The 17,616-nt window shown below is 33.9% G+C and carries 18 protein-coding genes; 11 read left to right on the top strand and 7 right to left on the bottom strand.

Annotation, left to right across the window (positions count from 1 at the left end):
- The first annotated feature begins 93 nt into the window (after positions 1-93).
- Positions 94-2,226 carry a DUF349 domain-containing protein gene (locus tag BLT84_RS10690; protein ID WP_091265494.1) on the top strand — a complete coding sequence of 711 codons (2,133 nt, stop codon included), beginning with the start codon at positions 94-96 and terminating at the stop codon, positions 2,224-2,226.
- 122 nt (positions 2,227-2,348) lie between these two features.
- Here BLT84_RS10690 and mazG read toward each other — a convergent pair whose 3' ends face one another.
- From mazG to ruvX, 4 genes are all read right to left on the bottom strand, one after another.
- Positions 2,349-3,122, bottom strand: a complete 774-nt coding sequence (mazG, locus tag BLT84_RS10685; RefSeq protein ID WP_091265491.1) for a nucleoside triphosphate pyrophosphohydrolase — start codon at positions 3,120-3,122, stop codon at positions 2,349-2,351.
- Between the two features lie 124 nt (positions 3,123-3,246).
- Positions 3,247-3,666 (bottom strand): DUF5606 domain-containing protein, encoded by a 420-nt coding sequence (locus tag BLT84_RS10680; protein WP_034891481.1) that lies wholly within the window; start codon positions 3,664-3,666, stop codon positions 3,247-3,249.
- A 59-nt stretch (positions 3,667-3,725) separates the two neighbouring features.
- Entirely contained in the window at positions 3,726-4,316 is a 591-nt protein-coding gene (def, locus tag BLT84_RS10675; RefSeq protein WP_091265487.1) for a peptide deformylase, read from the bottom strand.
- A 42-nt stretch (positions 4,317-4,358) separates the two neighbouring features.
- Entirely contained in the window at positions 4,359-4,766 is a 408-nt protein-coding gene (ruvX, locus tag BLT84_RS10670; protein WP_091265483.1) for a Holliday junction resolvase RuvX, read from the bottom strand.
- A gap of 86 nt (positions 4,767-4,852) precedes the next feature.
- Between ruvX and BLT84_RS10665 the strand changes: the two genes are divergently transcribed.
- Together BLT84_RS10665 and BLT84_RS10660 are read left to right on the top strand one after the other, a co-directional pair.
- Positions 4,853-5,668, top strand: coding sequence for a 2,3,4,5-tetrahydropyridine-2,6-dicarboxylate N-succinyltransferase (locus tag BLT84_RS10665; RefSeq protein WP_034891470.1), 816 nt, complete (start codon positions 4,853-4,855; stop codon positions 5,666-5,668).
- A 17-nt stretch (positions 5,669-5,685) separates the two neighbouring features.
- Entirely contained in the window at positions 5,686-6,747 is a 1,062-nt protein-coding gene (locus BLT84_RS10660; RefSeq protein WP_091265480.1) for a glycosyltransferase family 9 protein, read from the top strand.
- Positions 6,748-6,755: 8 nt separating this feature from the next.
- Here the strand turns inward: BLT84_RS10660 and BLT84_RS10655 are convergent, their stop codons facing one another.
- Entirely contained in the window at positions 6,756-7,502 is a 747-nt protein-coding gene (locus BLT84_RS10655) for a lipopolysaccharide kinase InaA family protein (RefSeq protein WP_091265477.1), read from the bottom strand.
- 92 nt (positions 7,503-7,594) lie between these two features.
- On the opposite strand from BLT84_RS10655, the gene BLT84_RS10650 reads away from it, so the two are divergent.
- Complete coding sequence (locus tag BLT84_RS10650; protein ID WP_091265475.1) at positions 7,595-8,719, top strand: hypothetical protein; 1,125 nt, start codon at positions 7,595-7,597, stop codon at positions 8,717-8,719.
- On the opposite strand, the gene BLT84_RS10645 is transcribed toward BLT84_RS10650, so the two are convergent.
- Positions 8,716-9,504, bottom strand: coding sequence for a glycosyltransferase family 2 protein (locus BLT84_RS10645; protein ID WP_091265473.1), 789 nt, complete (start codon positions 9,502-9,504; stop codon positions 8,716-8,718). The genes BLT84_RS10650 and BLT84_RS10645 overlap by 4 nt on opposite strands.
- A gap of 167 nt (positions 9,505-9,671) precedes the next feature.
- Here BLT84_RS10645 and BLT84_RS10640 point away from each other — a divergent pair, with 167 nt between their 5' ends.
- The 6 genes from BLT84_RS10640 to BLT84_RS10615 all read left to right on the top strand — a co-directional run bounded on the left by BLT84_RS10640 (position 9,672) and on the right by BLT84_RS10615 (position 15,561).
- The gene (locus BLT84_RS10640; RefSeq protein WP_091265469.1) at positions 9,672-10,781 is read left to right on the top strand and encodes a glycosyltransferase family 4 protein; all 1,110 of its coding nucleotides are present in this window, start codon (positions 9,672-9,674) and stop codon (positions 10,779-10,781) included.
- The gene (locus tag BLT84_RS10635) at positions 10,771-11,343 is read left to right on the top strand and encodes an L-threonylcarbamoyladenylate synthase (protein WP_091265464.1); all 573 of its coding nucleotides are present in this window, start codon (positions 10,771-10,773) and stop codon (positions 11,341-11,343) included. The genes BLT84_RS10640 and BLT84_RS10635 overlap by 11 nt, the downstream gene beginning before the upstream one ends.
- 3 nt (positions 11,344-11,346) lie before the next feature.
- Positions 11,347-12,774 (top strand): CCA tRNA nucleotidyltransferase, encoded by a 1,428-nt coding sequence (locus tag BLT84_RS10630; protein ID WP_091265460.1) that lies wholly within the window; start codon positions 11,347-11,349, stop codon positions 12,772-12,774.
- A gap of 44 nt (positions 12,775-12,818) precedes the next feature.
- Positions 12,819-13,844: a COX15/CtaA family protein gene (locus BLT84_RS10625; protein WP_091265457.1), complete on the top strand. Its 1,026-nt coding sequence runs from the start codon at positions 12,819-12,821 to the stop codon at positions 13,842-13,844.
- Between the two features lie 27 nt (positions 13,845-13,871).
- Positions 13,872-14,384: an IS1096 element passenger TnpR family protein gene (locus tag BLT84_RS10620; RefSeq protein ID WP_034891443.1), complete on the top strand. Its 513-nt coding sequence runs from the start codon at positions 13,872-13,874 to the stop codon at positions 14,382-14,384.
- A gap of 118 nt (positions 14,385-14,502) precedes the next feature.
- Positions 14,503-15,561, top strand: coding sequence for a nucleoid-associated protein (locus BLT84_RS10615; protein WP_091265454.1), 1,059 nt, complete (start codon positions 14,503-14,505; stop codon positions 15,559-15,561).
- A 1-nt stretch (position 15,562) separates the two neighbouring features.
- On the opposite strand, the gene BLT84_RS10610 is transcribed toward BLT84_RS10615, so the two are convergent.
- Positions 15,563-16,624 carry a hypothetical protein gene (locus BLT84_RS10610; protein ID WP_034891436.1) on the bottom strand — a complete coding sequence of 354 codons (1,062 nt, stop codon included), beginning with the start codon at positions 16,622-16,624 and terminating at the stop codon, positions 15,563-15,565.
- 91 nt (positions 16,625-16,715) lie between these two features.
- Here BLT84_RS10610 and BLT84_RS10605 point away from each other — a divergent pair, with 91 nt between their 5' ends.
- Positions 16,716-17,615 (top strand): ABC transporter ATP-binding protein, encoded by a 900-nt coding sequence (locus BLT84_RS10605; protein WP_091265450.1) that lies wholly within the window; start codon positions 16,716-16,718, stop codon positions 17,613-17,615.
- Position 17,616: the final 1 nt, after the last annotated feature.

The raw sequence follows: 17,616 nt of genomic DNA, 5'->3' as shown, positions 1-17,616 counted from the left end.
CAATCATAAATTGCCGTAAAATCTTGGTTGGTTTTAGTGTAGTTAGTATCTTTCAGGCTAATTAGTTATTCACGAACCCTAACATTGAAAGATATGTCTCAGCAAGAAAACGAAAACATGAAGAAAGATCTCCACAACGAAGATGCTACAAATTCTGATGGAAATTCAGATACAAATAAAGAATTTGTATTAGGATCTGCGAGCCAAGAGAAAGACAATTCTGAAAATAAAAATAATTCTGGAGTAACTGAGTCTCAAAACGCTGCAGAAAATAAAGATAAAGATCATTTGGAAAAGGCCATGATAGATGAAAGTGAAGTTTCCTCATCTCAAGCCACCAAAGATACAGAAGAAAAGATGGCTGCTACCTCTAGTGCTCAATTGGAAGATGAAGATGAAGATGAGGAAGAACTAGCACAATCATCAGAAAAAAAAGATATACAGACGGAGTTTGAAGATACTGTGGCAGAAGATAGCGAAGATGAAACTACCTCTGAAAGACATAGTATAGAGAAGAAGGATTACCATGCAATGTCTAAAGAAGAGCTTGTAAAAGAATTTGAACATTTGGTAAGCACTCAAAAAGTGCAAGCCATTAAAGAACACGTTGAAGAGATAAAATCTGAATTCAATGCTAAATTTGATGAAGAGGTTGAGGAAAAGAAAGAAGATTTCTTAGCAGAAGGAGGTAATATTATAGACTTCCACTACTCTACTCCCATCAAAAAACAATTCAACTCTGTTTATTTCGACTATAAAGAGAAAAGAAATAATTACTATCAACAGCTAAAGCAAGATCTAAATAAGAACTTAAATAAGCGACTTGAGATCGTTGAAGAATTAAAAGGCTTGTTGGATGTTGAAGAAAATATTAATACCACCTATAAGCATTTTAAGGAGCTACAAGACAGATGGAGAACTGCAGGATCTATTCCGCGAGATAAATACAATACGGTTTGGAACACGTATCATCATCATGTAGAGAATTTCTATGATTTCCTTCATTTGAACAGAGATTTTAGAGATCTAGATTTCAAGCATAATTTAGAGCAGAAATTAAAGATCATAGATAGAGCAGAAGAACTAACTCAGGAGAAAGACACTAGCAGAGCGTTTAGAGAACTGCAGATGTTGCATAAAATGTGGAAGGAAGAATTGGGACCTGTAGCTAAAGAATATAGAGATGACATCTGGAATAAGTTTAGCGAAGCTACTAAAAAGATCCACGATCTTAGACAATCTTATTATGATGATTTAGAAAAGAACTATGAGAAGAATCTTGAGATTAAGCAAGAGATCATAACCAAGATAAAGTCACTATCTGAAGGAAAATATACCTCTCACAATCAATGGCAACAGCAAATTAAAGAATTAGAGACGCTAAGAGAACAATTCTTTAAGGCAGGAAAAGTGCCACGTGAGAAGAATGAAGCTACCTGGAGTGAATTCAAATCTAACGTAAGACAATTCAACCGTAATAAAAATGCTTACTACAAAGGTTTGAAGAAAGAGCAATATGATAACCTTGAACGTAAGAAAGAGCTTATTAAAATTGCTGAAGACAATAAAGATAACGAAGATTTTAAAGCCACTACTCCACTCATGAAAAAGATCCAGGCAGACTGGAAAAAAGTGGGTCATGTTCCTAGAAAAGACAGTGATAAAGTATGGAAGCAATTTAAAGCAGCTTGCAATCATTACTTTAATAGAATGCACGAGAATAGCAATGAAGAGAATGCAGAAGAAATGAAGGCTTTCGATGAGAAAAAAGAAATGCTAGACTCTTTAAAATCTTTTGAATTCTCTGGAGACAAAAAAACAGATCTTCCAAAGATTAAAACTGCGATAGAAGACTGGAAAAATATTGGAAGAGTACCATTTAATAAACGTTTTATTGAAGGAAAGTTCAACAAACTTCTAGACCAATTATTCTCTAAGCTGGATGTGAGCAACACTAAGGCTGAGATGATGAAATACGAGAATAAGATTCAAGCCTTAAATGATGCAGATGATGATAAAAAACTTAGAAATGAGCATTATTTCTTGAGTAAGAAAGTGGAAGAGACCAAAGCTGAAATTAGGCAGTTGGAGAACAATCTTCAATTTTTCTCTAATGTGAAGGATGATAATCCTCTAGTGAAAGAAGTTCTTAAGAATATAGAAAATCATAAAGAAGATCTTAAGATCTGGAAAGAGAAGCTAAAAGCGATAAAATCTTTATACTAAATAGATTAAATTACTAATAATTTAGGCTTTGTAAAAAGCTCCTTTAAATTTCCACCTGAAATAGAGGATGCTTAATTACAAAGCCTATATATTTATATATTCGAATTTAAAATTTATCGTATCTAGAGCAACTTAGCTTCATTCCAGAAGATATCCATTTCTGCCAGGCTCATCTCACTTAAAGGTTTATTGATCTGGATAGCTTTCTCTTCTAAATATTGAAACCTTTTAATGAATTTTTTATTGGTACGTTCTAAAGCATTTTCCGGGTTGATATTCAAAAATCTTGCATAGTTTACCATAGAGAAGAGAACATCTCCAAATTCTGCTTCCATCTTATCCTTATCATTAGTATCTATCTCATGTTGGAGTTCTCCTAATTCCTCTTGTAGCTTTTCAAATACCTGTTGAGGCTCTTCCCAATCAAAACCCACACCTTTTACTTTTTCTTGAATTCTACTAGCCTTAACAAGTGCTGGCAGAGATTTAGGAACACCTTCTAATACACTTTTCTTACCTTCTTTCAATTTTAATGTCTCCCAATTCCTTTTTACATCCTCTTCATTCTCCACTTTAACATCGCCGTAGATATGTGGATGCCTACTAATTAACTTTTCACAAATGGAATTCGCGACATCAGCTATATCAAAATCGTTAGTTTCACTACCTATTTTTGCGTAGAACACAAGATGTAGCAGCACATCTCCAAGCTCTTTCTTGATCTCTTCTTGATCTTTATCTAAAATAGCATCTCCTAACTCATACACCTCTTCTATAGTAAGATGTCTTAAAGACTCCATTGTTTGCTTTTTATCCCAAGGACATTGCGCTCGCAATTCATCCATAATTGTTAGAAGTCTATCAAATGCTAAAAGTTGGTCTTTTCTGGAGTTCATGATCTAAGATTTTTATAAAAGTACAATCGTAAATAATAATAAATTTTATCTGAAAGAATTATTATTAAAATAAAAAGCAGCTTTAGATTCTAAAGCTGCTTTTTATTTTATAGGTATGTCGATACTATTCTTCTTCGTCTGAAGCTTTTGCTTCACCTTTAGAAAAATCGGTAAATCCATTGTCAATTAATAGATTATACCATTGTAACACTTTTTTTATATCACTTTGGTAAACTCTTTCCACATCATAATCTGGAAGGATCTCAGAAAAATAAGCTTCTAATTCTTTCTTATTAGATTTATGATCTATAGCTTTTTTACCTTCCTCTTTGTCTGAAATCTTTTGAAAGATCTCTCCTAAAGGAACTTCTTCTGTATAGGTATAAATAGCTATTTCGCTAAGTAAACTCACATTATTACGCACATTTACAGCTATTTTCTTACCATCTGTAACAGATTTGGCAACAAAACCACCACGCGTTTGTGCTGTTAACTCATATAATCCTGGTTTCCCGGAAATCGATAAAATTTTTTCTAAACCCATACTTCTTTTATAAATTTTGGCTGGCAAATATCATATCTCTTGATTTAATATCAAAAGAATCAACGCCCTTTTTTCATTAATGGAAATCTCATTTTGTAGTCTGCATGTACCTTTCCCTTAGCAATATTACTAAGTTTTCCTTTGATAAGCCTTTTCTTTAAACTCGATAATTTATCTGTGAACAAGATACCTTCAATATGATCATACTCGTGCTGAATAACTCTTGCTGCTAAACCATCATAAGTTTCTCTCTTAGGCTCAAAGTTCTCATCCATATATTCTATGGTGATTTTTGGTTTTCTAAAAACATCTTCTCTTACATCCGGAATACTCAAACAACCCTCATTAAACGCCCATTCCTCACCCTCTTCTTCTACTATTTGTGGATTGATAAACGTTTTTCTAAGATTTTTTAATTGCGTTACTTCTTCTTCATCCATTTCCTCATCATCTGCAAAAGGAGCAGGATCTATCATGAACATACGTACTGGCAATCCCACTTGAGGGGCAGCAAGCCCAACACCATAGGCGTTGTACATAGTATCCCACATATTATTGATCAATTCATCCAATTTTGGATAATCTTTGGGGATATCTTTACATTTTTTCTTTAGAACGGGATCTCCGTACGCAACAATTGATAAAATCATTCTTGTAAAAATTAATGCTTTATAAACTTTTATGTGATCAACTTATTTATACAAATAAGATTGTAAAATTATGGTAGCGCTAATTTCATCTACCAAAGCCTTATTCTGGCGCTTTTTCTTTTTCAATCCGCTATCTATCATGGTTTTTACGGCCATTTTAGAAGTGAATCTTTCATCTACTCTTTTAACCTCCATATCTGGAAATTTAAGAGCAAACTTTTTTAAGAACTCTAAAATTGCCGGTTCACTTTGAGAATCGGAGTAGTCCATTTGTTTTGGCTGCCCCATTAATACCAACTCCACATTTTCTGAAGTAAAATATTTTTCAAGGTAGACCAACAATTCTGAAGTAGGCACTGTAGCAAGACCAGATGCTATGATCTGCATCTCATCTGTAATTGCTATTCCTGTGCGCTTAGCTCCATAATCTAAAGCCATTATTCTAGCCATATCAAATTTTATGCAAATGTAAGGTTTATATGCTAATGCTCCCAAAAATTGAAGGGAAGCTATTATATTTGCTACAAAAATAGATTATGACCAATTTAGAAGCAATTATCACCAAAGCTTGGGAGGACAGAAGCTTGTTGAATGAGGAAGAGACCACCAATGCAATAAGAGAAGTGATCTCTTTATTAGATGAAGGAAAATTAAGAGTTGCAGAACCTTTAGGAGATAAATGGCAAGTTAATGAATGGGTTAAGAAGGCGGTAGTGCTGTATTTTCCAATTCAGAAAATGGAAACCTTAGAGGCTGGTATTTTTGAATATCATGATAAAATTCCTTTAAAAACCGGATATAAAGAAAAAGGAATTAGAGTTGTTCCTAATGCTGTTGCCAGACATGGTGCATATATTTCTAGTGGTGTTATATTAATGCCTAGTTATGTAAATATTGGAGCATATGTAGATGAGGGCACAATGGTAGATACCTGGGCAACTGTTGGGAGTTGCGCTCAAATTGGAAAGAATGTACACTTAAGTGGTGGAGTTGGAATTGGAGGCGTTTTAGAACCTCTTCAAGCAGCACCGGTAATTATAGAAGATAACGCTTTTATAGGTTCCAGATGTATAGTTGTTGAAGGAATAAGAGTAGAAAAAGAGGCTGTTCTGGGAGCAAATGTCGTACTTACAGCTTCTACAAAGATCATAGATGTAACTGGAGATGAGCCAAAAGAATTTAAAGGATATGTTCCTGCTCGTTCTGTGGTGATTCCTGGAAGCTATACCAAGAAATTTCCTGCAGGAGAATTTCAGGTGCCATGCGCTTTAATAATAGGACAAAGAAAAGAAAGCACCAATAAGAAAACTTCCTTGAACGACGCATTAAGGGAATATAATGTAGCTGTATAAATTTATAATCTCTAAGATTGAAAATACTTATCATACAGATGAAAATGATTGGGGACGTACTTACGTCCTCAATTCTATTTGAGGCAATACGCTCCAGATACCCAGATGCTGAACTTCATTATTTGATCTATAAGCATACGCTCCCGGTGGTAGAGAACAATCCGTTTATAGATAAATACATCATATTTGATCCTGACGTGCAAAAATCTGCAAAAGGTTTGATTAAGATGATCCACATTGTTAAAGAAGAGAAGTATGATGTTGTTATTGATGTCTATTCTAAAATAAATTCTGCAGCTATCACTATGAGAAGTGGAGCTTCAGAGAAGATTTCTTTTAAGAAATGGTACACAAAAAATGCCTATTCAAAAAGATATAGACCCGCTACAAAATCTGAAACACCAGCAGGTTTGGCTATTGAAAATAGAATGCTATTATTAAAGGGACTAGGAAAAAGTTTCCCAAAAGCTCTCAAACCTAAGATCTATCTAACTCAGGAAGAGAAAGACAAGGCGAAGCAACTTTTGATGGTTAATGGAATAGACCTTCAGCAGCCTTTGTATATGATAGGTATTTTGGGGAGTTCAGAAAGTAAATCTTATCCCAAACCATATATGGCCATGCTATTGAATTATATTGTGGCTCAAACCAAGGCTCAACTCATAATTAATTACATCCCTTCACAAAAAGATACTGTTCTAGAAATTTTAGAATTGTGTGAAGAAGAAACCCGAGCTCAAATAAATCTAGCTGTTTACGGAAAGAATCTTAGAGAATTTATGGCGCTAACCAGCTACTGCAATGCGATTATAGGTAATGAAGGCGGTGCTGTTAATATGGCCAAAGCTTTAAGCATACCAAGCTTCTCCATATTTAGCCCACAAATATTTAAAGCCGACTGGAATTTATATGAAGACGGTTTAAAAAATGTAGGGGTTCATCTAAATGATTATAGACCGGAACTATTTATAGAAAAAGATAAAAAAGACCTTCGAAAAGAAGCTTACCAATGGTATTGGATCTTTAAACCAGATTTTATCTATCCAGATCTGAAATTGTTCTTAGATCGAAATAAATAGGGATTGGACTACTTTCTAAATTTTTGCTTTAATCTATTCTTTCTTTCTATCTGTTCCTGAAAAGCGGTAGTGTATGCCCACATTTTACCAAAGATCTCTGCAGATGGTTTACTGATGAGTTTAGCATATTCATTTGCCATAACTTCTACCATTTCCTTTTTTGGAGAAAGTCGACTGAAATTTTTAAGTCTGTCTTCTTCAGTAAGATCTTTAAAGATCATTCTATTAAGATCTACCAGATAGAATTTATACGAACCATCATTAATCTGAATAAGCGTATTACCCGGAGAGTGGTCTAAAAACAACACTCCTTTTTGATGCAGCTCATAAGTAAATCTGGTAAACGCCCTCAAGATCTTTTCGTGATCTTTAAAATTTGGTTCTTGTACTAGCTCTCTATAGGTAAGATCATACGTTATATGCTTGCTCACAAAGTAGCTTGTTCCAAAAGTAAAAGGCAACTGCTCCTCAAAATAAGCCACGGGTGCTGGTGTATCTATCTCTCTCTTTAGTAACTCCTGTGCATAATTGAAAGAACGCTCTGCCTTAGATTTTCTGAAGAATTTGTACGCAATCTTGTTTACCGCATTAGGCACCTTAAACCTTTTGATGTTTAAAACATCACCCTTATGATCAAAGATCTTTATTGTATTTCTATCATCATAGAGAGTGGTGCCGGTAGCATCGAAATCTTCAATAATTTGAGAGATCTCGATATTTTCTGATAAATAATTCTGGCTGAACTTAGCTTTCATGCTGCAAATATAAAATATTGGTATTCTTAAATTGATAGAACTAAGGTTCTTTTTATTAAATTATATTTGCTTAAAATGTAAAGAAATTACTTGTGAAGAATAAATCGGAATCATTTAAAATTGGATTTCTATTTCTTGATGAAATTCATCATATCAATCATTTTATAAGTGTAGCAGCAGAACTTGCTAAGAATCATGAAGTGTCTATACTTACCTACAAAAATCCAGATCCCTATTTATTTAAGTGTATTAATAGATTTCAACCAACTGCTTTAAAAATTGAAGAACTTAGTACCTCCCCTTTTCGAGCACTTACCGATAAATTAAAGGATAGAAAATTGCCTAGAAAAGGTTTCTGGATAAAAAAGAACAAAAAATACATCACAGACAATTTTGACGCGGTAGTCTTTACAGATTATTTTCAGAAATATCTTCTAGGAACCCATATTAAATTGATCAAGTTCCCACATGGTACTCCTGGTAGAGCCTATTCTTATAATCCCGCTCAATTAGATTTCGATTTTCAATTATTATTTGGCGAGTTTCACCATCAGCAATTCAAAGAACTTAATCTATTAGGGAAAAATCCTGTAGTAGTTGGGTATCCTAAATTAGATGCTGTAAAAAATCTGAAAAAAAAGAACTTTTTTAAAAATCAAAAACCCGTTGTTATTTACAATCCTCACTTTGATTCTGAATTATCTTCATGGAACAAATTTGGGTTGGAGATACTCGCATATTTTTACAATCAGGATAAATATAATTTGATCTTCGCACCCCATTTACATTTATTTCAAGAATTAAAGGGAGGTGAAAATAAAGAGCAAATTCCAAAAAGGTTTTTAGATGCACCGCATATTCACATAGATCTAGGTTCTGCAGCCAGTACAGATATGCAATTAGTTAATGCTGCAGATCTTTATCTGGGCGATGTTTCTAGCCAGGTATATGAGTTTATAATTAATCCTAGACCGTGTTTATTTTTAAACACGAATGGTATAGATTATAAAGAGGACATCAATTATAGATTTTGGCAGAGTGGTTTGGTAATAGACCGTATTAAAGATTTGGATAGCGATTTATCGCAAGCTTTCTTAAGTTTTGATGAATATAGACCTGTTCAAGAAAAATTAAATCTTGAGAATTATTTTGTGCAGGAAGGTTCTACTCCATCCATCAGAGCAGCACAGTCTATAATTAAGTTTCTTAATAGCTAAGGCAAATACTTATCAATTCCATTTTCACAGGTCTGTAATTTCTGTTGCTCAGCTTTTAATTGAATTTCATAGTTGATGGTATCTCGCTCTCTTTGGGCCTGGGGATGCCACAGGTGGTATATGATGCCTTGGTATCTTAGCCTTTTTCCGTAGATATCATTATTTAATAATCTTATTACCATTTCCGAGTCTTCCCTACCCCATCCGGTCATATCTTCATTATAACCATTTATCTTTAAAAAATCTTCCTGCCAGAAAGAAAGATTACATCCTCGTACTTTCTTAGAAAGTTCTTTTTTAGCTTTATAAAATGCTCCAAATTTAGGAAGATAAATATTCCTAGTTCTTCGCGTCATACCCTTAGTAAAAAAACTAAAATCTATTTGCTGATCTTTAACTGCACCAGCGCTTAGCTCTTCGGTTAGATTTACTCTACTTCCAAATAAGTAGATACCTACAGTGGCGTTTTTTATGTGATCTTCAATGAAATTTGAATGCATTATACAATCTCCATCTAATTGAATAATATAATCTGCATTGGTACTGGCTATAGCTTTGTTTAGAATAACAGTTCTTCTAAACCCCGAATCTTCATGCCATACGTGATTAATATTTAGAGTAGATTCTTTTTTAAATTTAGTTATAAGCGCTTTTGTTTCATCTCTAGAACCATCATCTGCAATAAGTACCTCATCTGGAAGTACTGTTTGAGCAATAAGGCTTTTAAGTACTAATTCTAAGGCTTCTGGCCAGTTGTAGGTAGAAATAAGCAGCGCTGTTTTCATTAATGATTTTAAAATTATATAATATATTCTGTTGATGAGATTAACGAAAGATAAACCTTCTTATAAATCTCTCTCCTTTCCCTTCCAAATATAAAATTCAGAATGATTAGTACAAGCTTCTTTTAGGGAAATTGTAAATTTGCACCAATGAAAGCGGCTTCAAAAATATGAAAATCTTACATCTATCTGCGGTAAAGACCTGGGGAGGTGGAGAAAATCATATTTTCAATCTGGTAAAAACTTTAAACAGCACCTATCCTGAAAATAAGAATTTTGTACTATGCCCCAATAATTCTGCACTTTACCAAAAACTTAAGGAGAATGATCTATCTGTTTCAACTTCATTTTTAAGCTTAAAGATAGACCCAAGATATAGCTCAAAGATCATTGCTATTTGTAGAAAAGAGAAGATTGATCTAATTCATATTCATGATCCAACCGCACTAACACTCTCTATTATAGCAGATAAATTATACCGGCTGCCTCCATTTGTACTCAGTAAAAAAACCTCTTTTCCTATAAAAGATAGAAGACAAACCCTATATAAATACAACTACCCTAAGATAAAGAGGATCCTATGCGTTTCTAAAGAAACTCGGAGAATTACCTCTAAAGCAATAGTAGAAAAAGACAAACTAGAAACCATTTATCATGGTACCAATGTGTCTGCAAATCCATATCCATCTTCTATTATTCTGAGAGAACAGCTAAATCTGAAGGAACATCAAATACTTATTGGAAATATTGCAAATCATATAAGAGCAAAAGACTTAGATACATTTATAAATGTTATAGATCAACTAGTAAACGTTCAAAATAAAAAAGAACTCCATTTTATTCAGATAGGCGCATTTAGTAAAAGAACAGATGCCTTAATACATAGAGTTAGGTTGCTTCATCTGGAAGATCATATAACATTTATGGGCTTCCAGCCAATTGCATCACAGCTCATCTCTCAGTTTAATATTTCTGTATTGACTTCTCAGAGTGAAGGAGTGCCTCAATTTATTTATGAATCTTTTTTAATGAAAATTCCTGTTTTAAGTACTAATGTTGGAGGGATTCCAGAGATCATAGAACATGGAGTAAACGGGTTATTAGCTCCAGCGCATGATCATATTAAAATTGCAAACTTGCTTATAACTTTAATAGACAACGTATCTTTGCAAGAAAATTTTATTCATCGTTCTCATAACGTCCTTATAAGATCTTTTTCTACAGAAACTATGGCGCAAAAAACGATGACTACATATAAAAGCATTGTAAATGGAAAATAACATCAAACAGGAAATAGAGATTTGTCTGGAAATTCTTAAAAAAGGAGGTCTTATACTCTATCCAACAGATACCGTATGGGGAATTGGTTGCGATGCTACAAATTCTGAAGCTGTAGATAAGATCTATAAACTTAAGAAAAGAAGTGATAGTAAAGCGATGATCTGTTTAGTGAATAGCCTTAGAATGCTAGAGCAATTTGTAGATCAGGTGCCAGATGCAGCATATCCAATTATAGAGCATTCCTCAAAACCAACTACAATAATATATGACAATCCTTTAAGAGTTGCGAATAATCTGGTAGCAGCAGACGATACTTTGGGAATAAGAGTTACTAAAGATAAATTTTGTGAACAGCTTATCTATCAATTTAGAAAACCTATAGTTTCCACTTCTGCCAATATTAGTGGAGGACCAACACCTAATTCTTTTTCTCAAATTTCTCCTGAAATTTTAAAAGGTGTGGACTATGTAGTAAATTTGCATCATTCTAAAAATTCAGGTCCTCCATCGGCTATTATTAAGCTTGGAAACGATAGATCTGTAAAAGTGATACGCAAATAAGACATGCCCAATAAAAAGAATTACAGTCAAGCACTTCAGCATCCCATCTTTAAAGTAATTTCTCAGGCTACTGCAGAGCTTCAAATAGATAGTTATGTAATTGGCGGATTTGTAAGAGACCTTTTACTGGAACGCGGTGAACATAAGGATATAGATATAGTTGCAGTTGGAAGTGGTATAGAGCTAGCTAAAAAGGTCTCCTCCTTACTAGACCATAACCCTAAAGTACAGATCTTCAAGAATTATGGAACCGCCATGCTTCATGCCTATGATATGGAAATTGAATTTGTTGGTGCCAGGAAAGAGAGCTACAATTTAGAGAGTAGAAATCCGGTGGTAGAAGATGGAACTTTGGAAGATGATCAGGACAGAAGAGATTTCACTATTAATGCACTGGCTTTAAGTCTTAATGAAAATAACTATGGAGAACTCCTAGATCCCTTTAACGGATTAGAAGATCTTAGTACCAAACTGATAAGAACTCCACTAGATCCCGATATCACTTATTCTGATGATCCTTTGAGAATGATGAGAGCTATACGCTTTGCAACTCAATTAAATTTTAGGATAGAACCAGAATCTCTGGAAGCCATTACTAGAAATAAAGAAAGAATAAAGATCATTTCTGGAGAACGGATTGTTGTAGAGATCAACAAAATTTTAATGTCTGAAAAACCTTCTATAGGATTTGCGTTACTTCATAAAACAGCGTTATTGCCTATTATTATGCCTCAGCTTACTGCTTTGGAAGGTATTGAAGAAATAGAAGGACAAAAACATAAAGACAACTTTTGGCATACGTTAGAAGTTGTTGATAATATTTCAGAAAATACCAATAATCTTTGGCTTAGATGGGCTGCCTTATTACATGACATAGGAAAAGCTCCAACAAAGAAATTTCACAAGAAAATTGGATGGACTTTTCACGGACATGAATTTGTGGGTGCGAAAATGGTGTACAAGCTTTTTAAACATATGAAACTTCCATTAAACGAGAAGATGAAGTATGTTCAGAAGTTAGTTCTTATGAGTTCTCGACCTATTGTAATTGCAGATGAAAAAGTTACAGACTCTGCAGTACGAAGGTTAGTTTTTGATGCCGGGGAAGAGATAGAAGATCTTATGACACTTTGTGAGGCAGATATTACTACCAAAAATCCAAAAAGATTTAAGAAGTATCATAATAACTTTAAAAAGGTTCGGATAAAATTAAGAGAGGTTGAAGAGCGCGATCATGTAAGGAATTTCCAGCCACCTGTTTCCGGGGAAGAGATCATGGAAACTTTTAATCTTAAGCCTTCTCGAGAGATCGGGATGATTAAAGATGCTATAAAAGAAGCTATTCTAGAAGGTGAAATTGCCAATGATTATGATGCTGCTAGAAACTACATGCTTAAAAAAGGAGAAGAACTAGGCTTAAAGCAGGCTTGATCTTACTTAAATATTGGTTTCGATATTTGATAATACCCTAAGAAATGTATAGAAAATTAGTAAAATTATCACTCGCCTTAGTCTACCTTGTAATTATTGCAGGTGCTTTAGTAAGAATGACCGGATCTGGAATGGGTTGTCCAGACTGGCCTAAATGCTTTGGATATTATATTCCTCCTACCGAGGTTTCTGAAATTGAGTTTAAATCAGAACATGATTACGAAAAAGGTCAGGTAATTATAGTTGATGAAGCTCTACAGGTAGCTGCTACAGATTTTAGATCGGGTGATACTTATAACCCTTCTAATTGGAATACCTATACCAAACATGATTATGCCATTTTCAATCCCTGGCACACTTGGGTAGAGTATCTCAATAGACTTGCTGGGGCCCTTGCCGGAATTGTGATCTTAATTATGGCAGCACTCTCGTTTTCAAAATGGAAGATCAAAAAGCGAATTACATTATTATCATGGCTTACCGTCTTTTTAATGGGATTCCAAGCCTGGCTTGGCGCAACAGTTGTTTACTCTGTACTCTCTCCGGTAAAGATCACCGTGCATATGCTTATGGCGTTAGTAATAGTTGCAATTTTATTGTATTTAATGCAATTAACAACACTTAATACGTCTTCAAAATTTAAAAATAAAGCATTTCAAAGTTTGATGTTTTTTGCCATAATTTTTACGCTTATACAGATAACCTCTGGTACACAGGTAAGGCAACTTATAGATGAGCAAATAAAACTATTAGGTTATGGCACCAATCAGCAATGGTTAGAAAATCCATCGCTCACCTTCTACGTTCATCGATCATTCTCTATACTTATCTTATTAGTAAACCTATTACTTTGGAGACAAAATAAAAAATTATCACTTGGTTTCAATAAGATGAACTGGATAATAGGTTTGATATTTGCTGAAATTCTTACCGGAATGGCAATGTATTATCTAGATTTTCCGGTTCTTTCTCAACCTTTACATCTAGTTATTGCTACGTTACTTTTCGGGTTTCAATTTTATATATTATTGGAGGTTTTACGTGCCCCTAAAAAGGCTAAAAGTTTGTAACTTTGCGTGCTCAAAAAAAAGAATATTATGATTTATCGATTTAGAGTTATTTTGGATGCTGAAGAGGATGTTTTTAGAGACATTGAACTTTTAGAAGAAAGTACTTTGGAAGATTTCCATAACTCCATAATCAATGCTTTTGGATTTGATGGTTCAGAAATGGCCTCTTTTTATATAAGTGATGACACCTGGAACCAAGGGGAAGAGATCTCACAATTCGACCTTTCTGACGAGGAAGGATCTATACGCCTCATGAACGAGACAACCTTAGATTCTGTAGTATCAGAATCTCAGACCAAGCTTATATACGTGTACGACTTTTTAAGCATGTGGACCTTTCTTATAGAACTTGCTGAAATTGCAGAGCCCGAAGATGGAAGAGATTACCCAAACCTAATGTTCGTTCATGGACAAATACCTATGGAGGCACCAGATAAAGAATTTGTAGCCGAAAAAGATGGGTTTGACGACGATGATTTTGATGATGATTTTGATCTTGAAGATTATGATGACCTTCCTTTTGACGATAACTGGAATTAATCATTTTAAACCTTCAGACCTTTAAGTTACTTGATACATAGCTGTTAACATAGCCTTTAATTTATTTTATTAGCAAGACATTTAACCTCCACGTTAAACATCTACTTACACCTCTAAAATGATCAACTTATATAACGCTCAAATTGAATCTCTTTCTATTCACCGTGTTGGTAATAAAAGTAGAAATGAAAACATTTTTTTATCTGCAGAACCTTTTCAACTAAATGATGAGATCACTCCACTTATAAAAGAATATTTTCTTAAGCCTTTTAGAGAAAAAGAAGAGAACTATTACCAGTTCTTTCATGAGACAGATCTAGAATTTAACGAGTTATATAATTTTGCCAACAAGATCTTTGAAGATCCAGAATCTGTGCATGAAGTTTCTAAAAAGATAAACACTTTATTGTTTGAACAATCTGCACATCCACATATTAAAAGTGGAGAGGTTTACATTGTATATTTTGAAAATATGCTTTTAGATAATGAGAAGACCTCGGTTATAGGAATATTTAAATCTGAGTTAAAGCATGATTTCTTACAATTTCAGGAAAAAGGAAGTGTTTTAGAAATGATCATTCAGCAAGGAATTAACCTTAATAAACTAGATAAAGGCGCACTTATTTTCAATAAGAATAAAGACGAAGGATATAAGATCCTTTCTGTAGATTCTAACAAATATGATACAAAATACTGGTTAGAGAATTTTCTTGGAGTAGATGTACTGGCAGATGAGAATTTCTACACTAAGAAGTACCTAAAATTCTGTCAGAATTTTGCTAAAGATGTTGTTTTACCAGCAGAAGATAAAAAAGAGGAGGTTATGTTCATGAACCGTAGTGTAGATTATTTTGCAAAAAACGACTCTTTTGATGAAGATAACTTTCTAAACTCTGTAATAGATAATCCAGATCTTATTCCAGAATTTAAGAACTACAAAACGGAGAAAGCTCCTAAATATAAAATTGAAGACCTTACAGAATTTCCAATCTCAAACTCGGCTGTAACTGCTTCAAGAAAATCTATAAAGAATACCATTAATCTTGATACTCATATACAGATTAGAATGGATTTCATAAACCCGGAATCTGCAGAGAAGTTTGTAGAAAAGGGATGGGATGAAGAAAAGCAGATGTATTATTACCTGGTTTATTTCAATAAAGAAGAAAAGAGCTAAGTTACCTTAGCACTTTCATATTTACATCTTCATAATTTCTACGCACAAACTCTAAGGCAGTTCTAAGGATTTGCCCCATAGTTCTCGCTCGTTTAAATTTTACGTCTCGTGTGAATACGAATAGATCTTTTCTCAGAGTTCTAACATTCTCTGGTGTAGAAACATGGTCATTAATCATGCATCTTATAAGCTCTTTAAATCTGGAATGTGCGTTAATCATCCTTTTGGCTAATAGAGAACGTTCCTCTCTTCTATATTGCTCTATAGAATCGTCTTGTAACTTCTCTGCTACAAGTTGAACCATCTTATAGTTTTCTTTAAAGAATTGCGGTCTGTAAACCTTTAGATTTCCTTCAAAACATTGTTGATCAAAATCTATAGCTCTTATGGTGTACTCCACATGATCAAAATCGTGGGTAGGAATAACTACGTAGTTATAAGCTCGCATATCACCTAGAAGCCTAACCATACATCGTTCATTAAATTTAACGAACTGCTTAGCTATTTGAGTTTTTGCTCTATCATCGCAATGCGGTAATTCATCTGTTATAAAAACATCTCCGGGTATTCCTGCAATGTGTTCTTCTATTAATGTGTCTTTATAAACTAGAAAATTGATACGGTGCGGAGATAATATATGCTCTATTTCAAGGCCATATATCCTCGAAGAATCTGCCATTTTCACGTAGAAATAGGTAAAACTATCATTTAAAATATTTCGAACTTTAATTCTGAAAGGTTTTGAGTTTCCGAAGGTGCAATAGTCTATAGCATCAATATTTAAAGATTCTAAAGAATCATCACTACCATCGGAATGCAAAATGGTATACACATGTTTTAAAGAATCGTCTATTTCTTTTCGTTCACTATCAGAATAATAACATCGTACCCAAAGCGTATCCTCGTCATGTCTATCATATACAGTAACACAGCCTGCAAACCTTAGAAGATCATCATAAAACACAGGGATCTTGGTATTTCTGTTATATTTTGCGAGATAAGCATTAAAGCGTTCATTCACTGGAAATGAAGGCTTTTTCTTCGACATTAATTTTTCTTCCATGTAACCGATTTTTCCAAAAATAAGATTTCTCCCTCACTTCTGCTGTAACAAAACGTTAACTTAGTCGTCAAATGTTAAAATCAAGTTTACTTTGGATACAATTCTAACACTACAACATCTCACAAAAAAATACGGTGCTTTAACCGCTGTGAACGATCTCTCCTTTACAATTCAAAGAGGTAATGTTTATGGAATTTTGGGGCCAAACGGAAGTGGAAAATCTACTACCCTTGGAATGGTCTTAAACGTTGTTAATAAAACTAGTGGAGAATTCATTTGGTTTGATGGTAAAGATTCTACTCATGAAGCATTAAAGAAAGTAGGAGCCATTATCGAACATCCTAATTTCTATCCATATATGACCGCTGTTCAAAATTTGGCATTGGTATGTAAGATTAAAGGTGTAGACCCCGCTAAGATAGAAGAAAAATTAGCTATTGTTGATCTCTTAGAAAGGAAAGACAGCAAATTTAAAGCTTTTTCTTTGGGAATGAAGCAGCGGTTAGCAATTGCATCTGCACTCTTGAACGATCCGGAAATACTTATTCTTGATGAACCAACCAATGGATTAGATCCTCAAGGAATTCATCAAATTCGCGAGATCATTAGAAAGATCGCTTCTACCGGCACAACCATTCTTTTAGCATCTCATTTATTAGATGAAGTAGAAAAGGTTTGTTCTCACGTGGTTATAATTAGAAAAGGGGTTAAACTATATAGCGGAAGGGTTGATGAAATGAATGCAAGTTTTGGATTCTTTGAGTTGAAAGCCGCAAACATGCAACACTTAGAAGAAATCGTTACAAAACATCCATCTATAGGTAAAGTTACGAATACAGAAGGTCTAATAACAGCCATTTTGAATGAACCTATGGATGCAGAGATGATGAATAAATATATATTCGACCAAGGCTTAACCCTGTCTTATCTCAATCAGAGAAAAGAAAGCTTGGAAGAGCAGTTCCTTCAATTAACAAAAGAAAATTCTTAGT

It is taken from the genome of Gillisia sp. Hel1_33_143 (genome assembly GCF_900104765.1).
Taxonomy (GTDB): domain Bacteria; phylum Bacteroidota; class Bacteroidia; order Flavobacteriales; family Flavobacteriaceae; genus Gillisia.
This window is presented reverse-complemented; position numbering and strand designations above follow the sequence as displayed.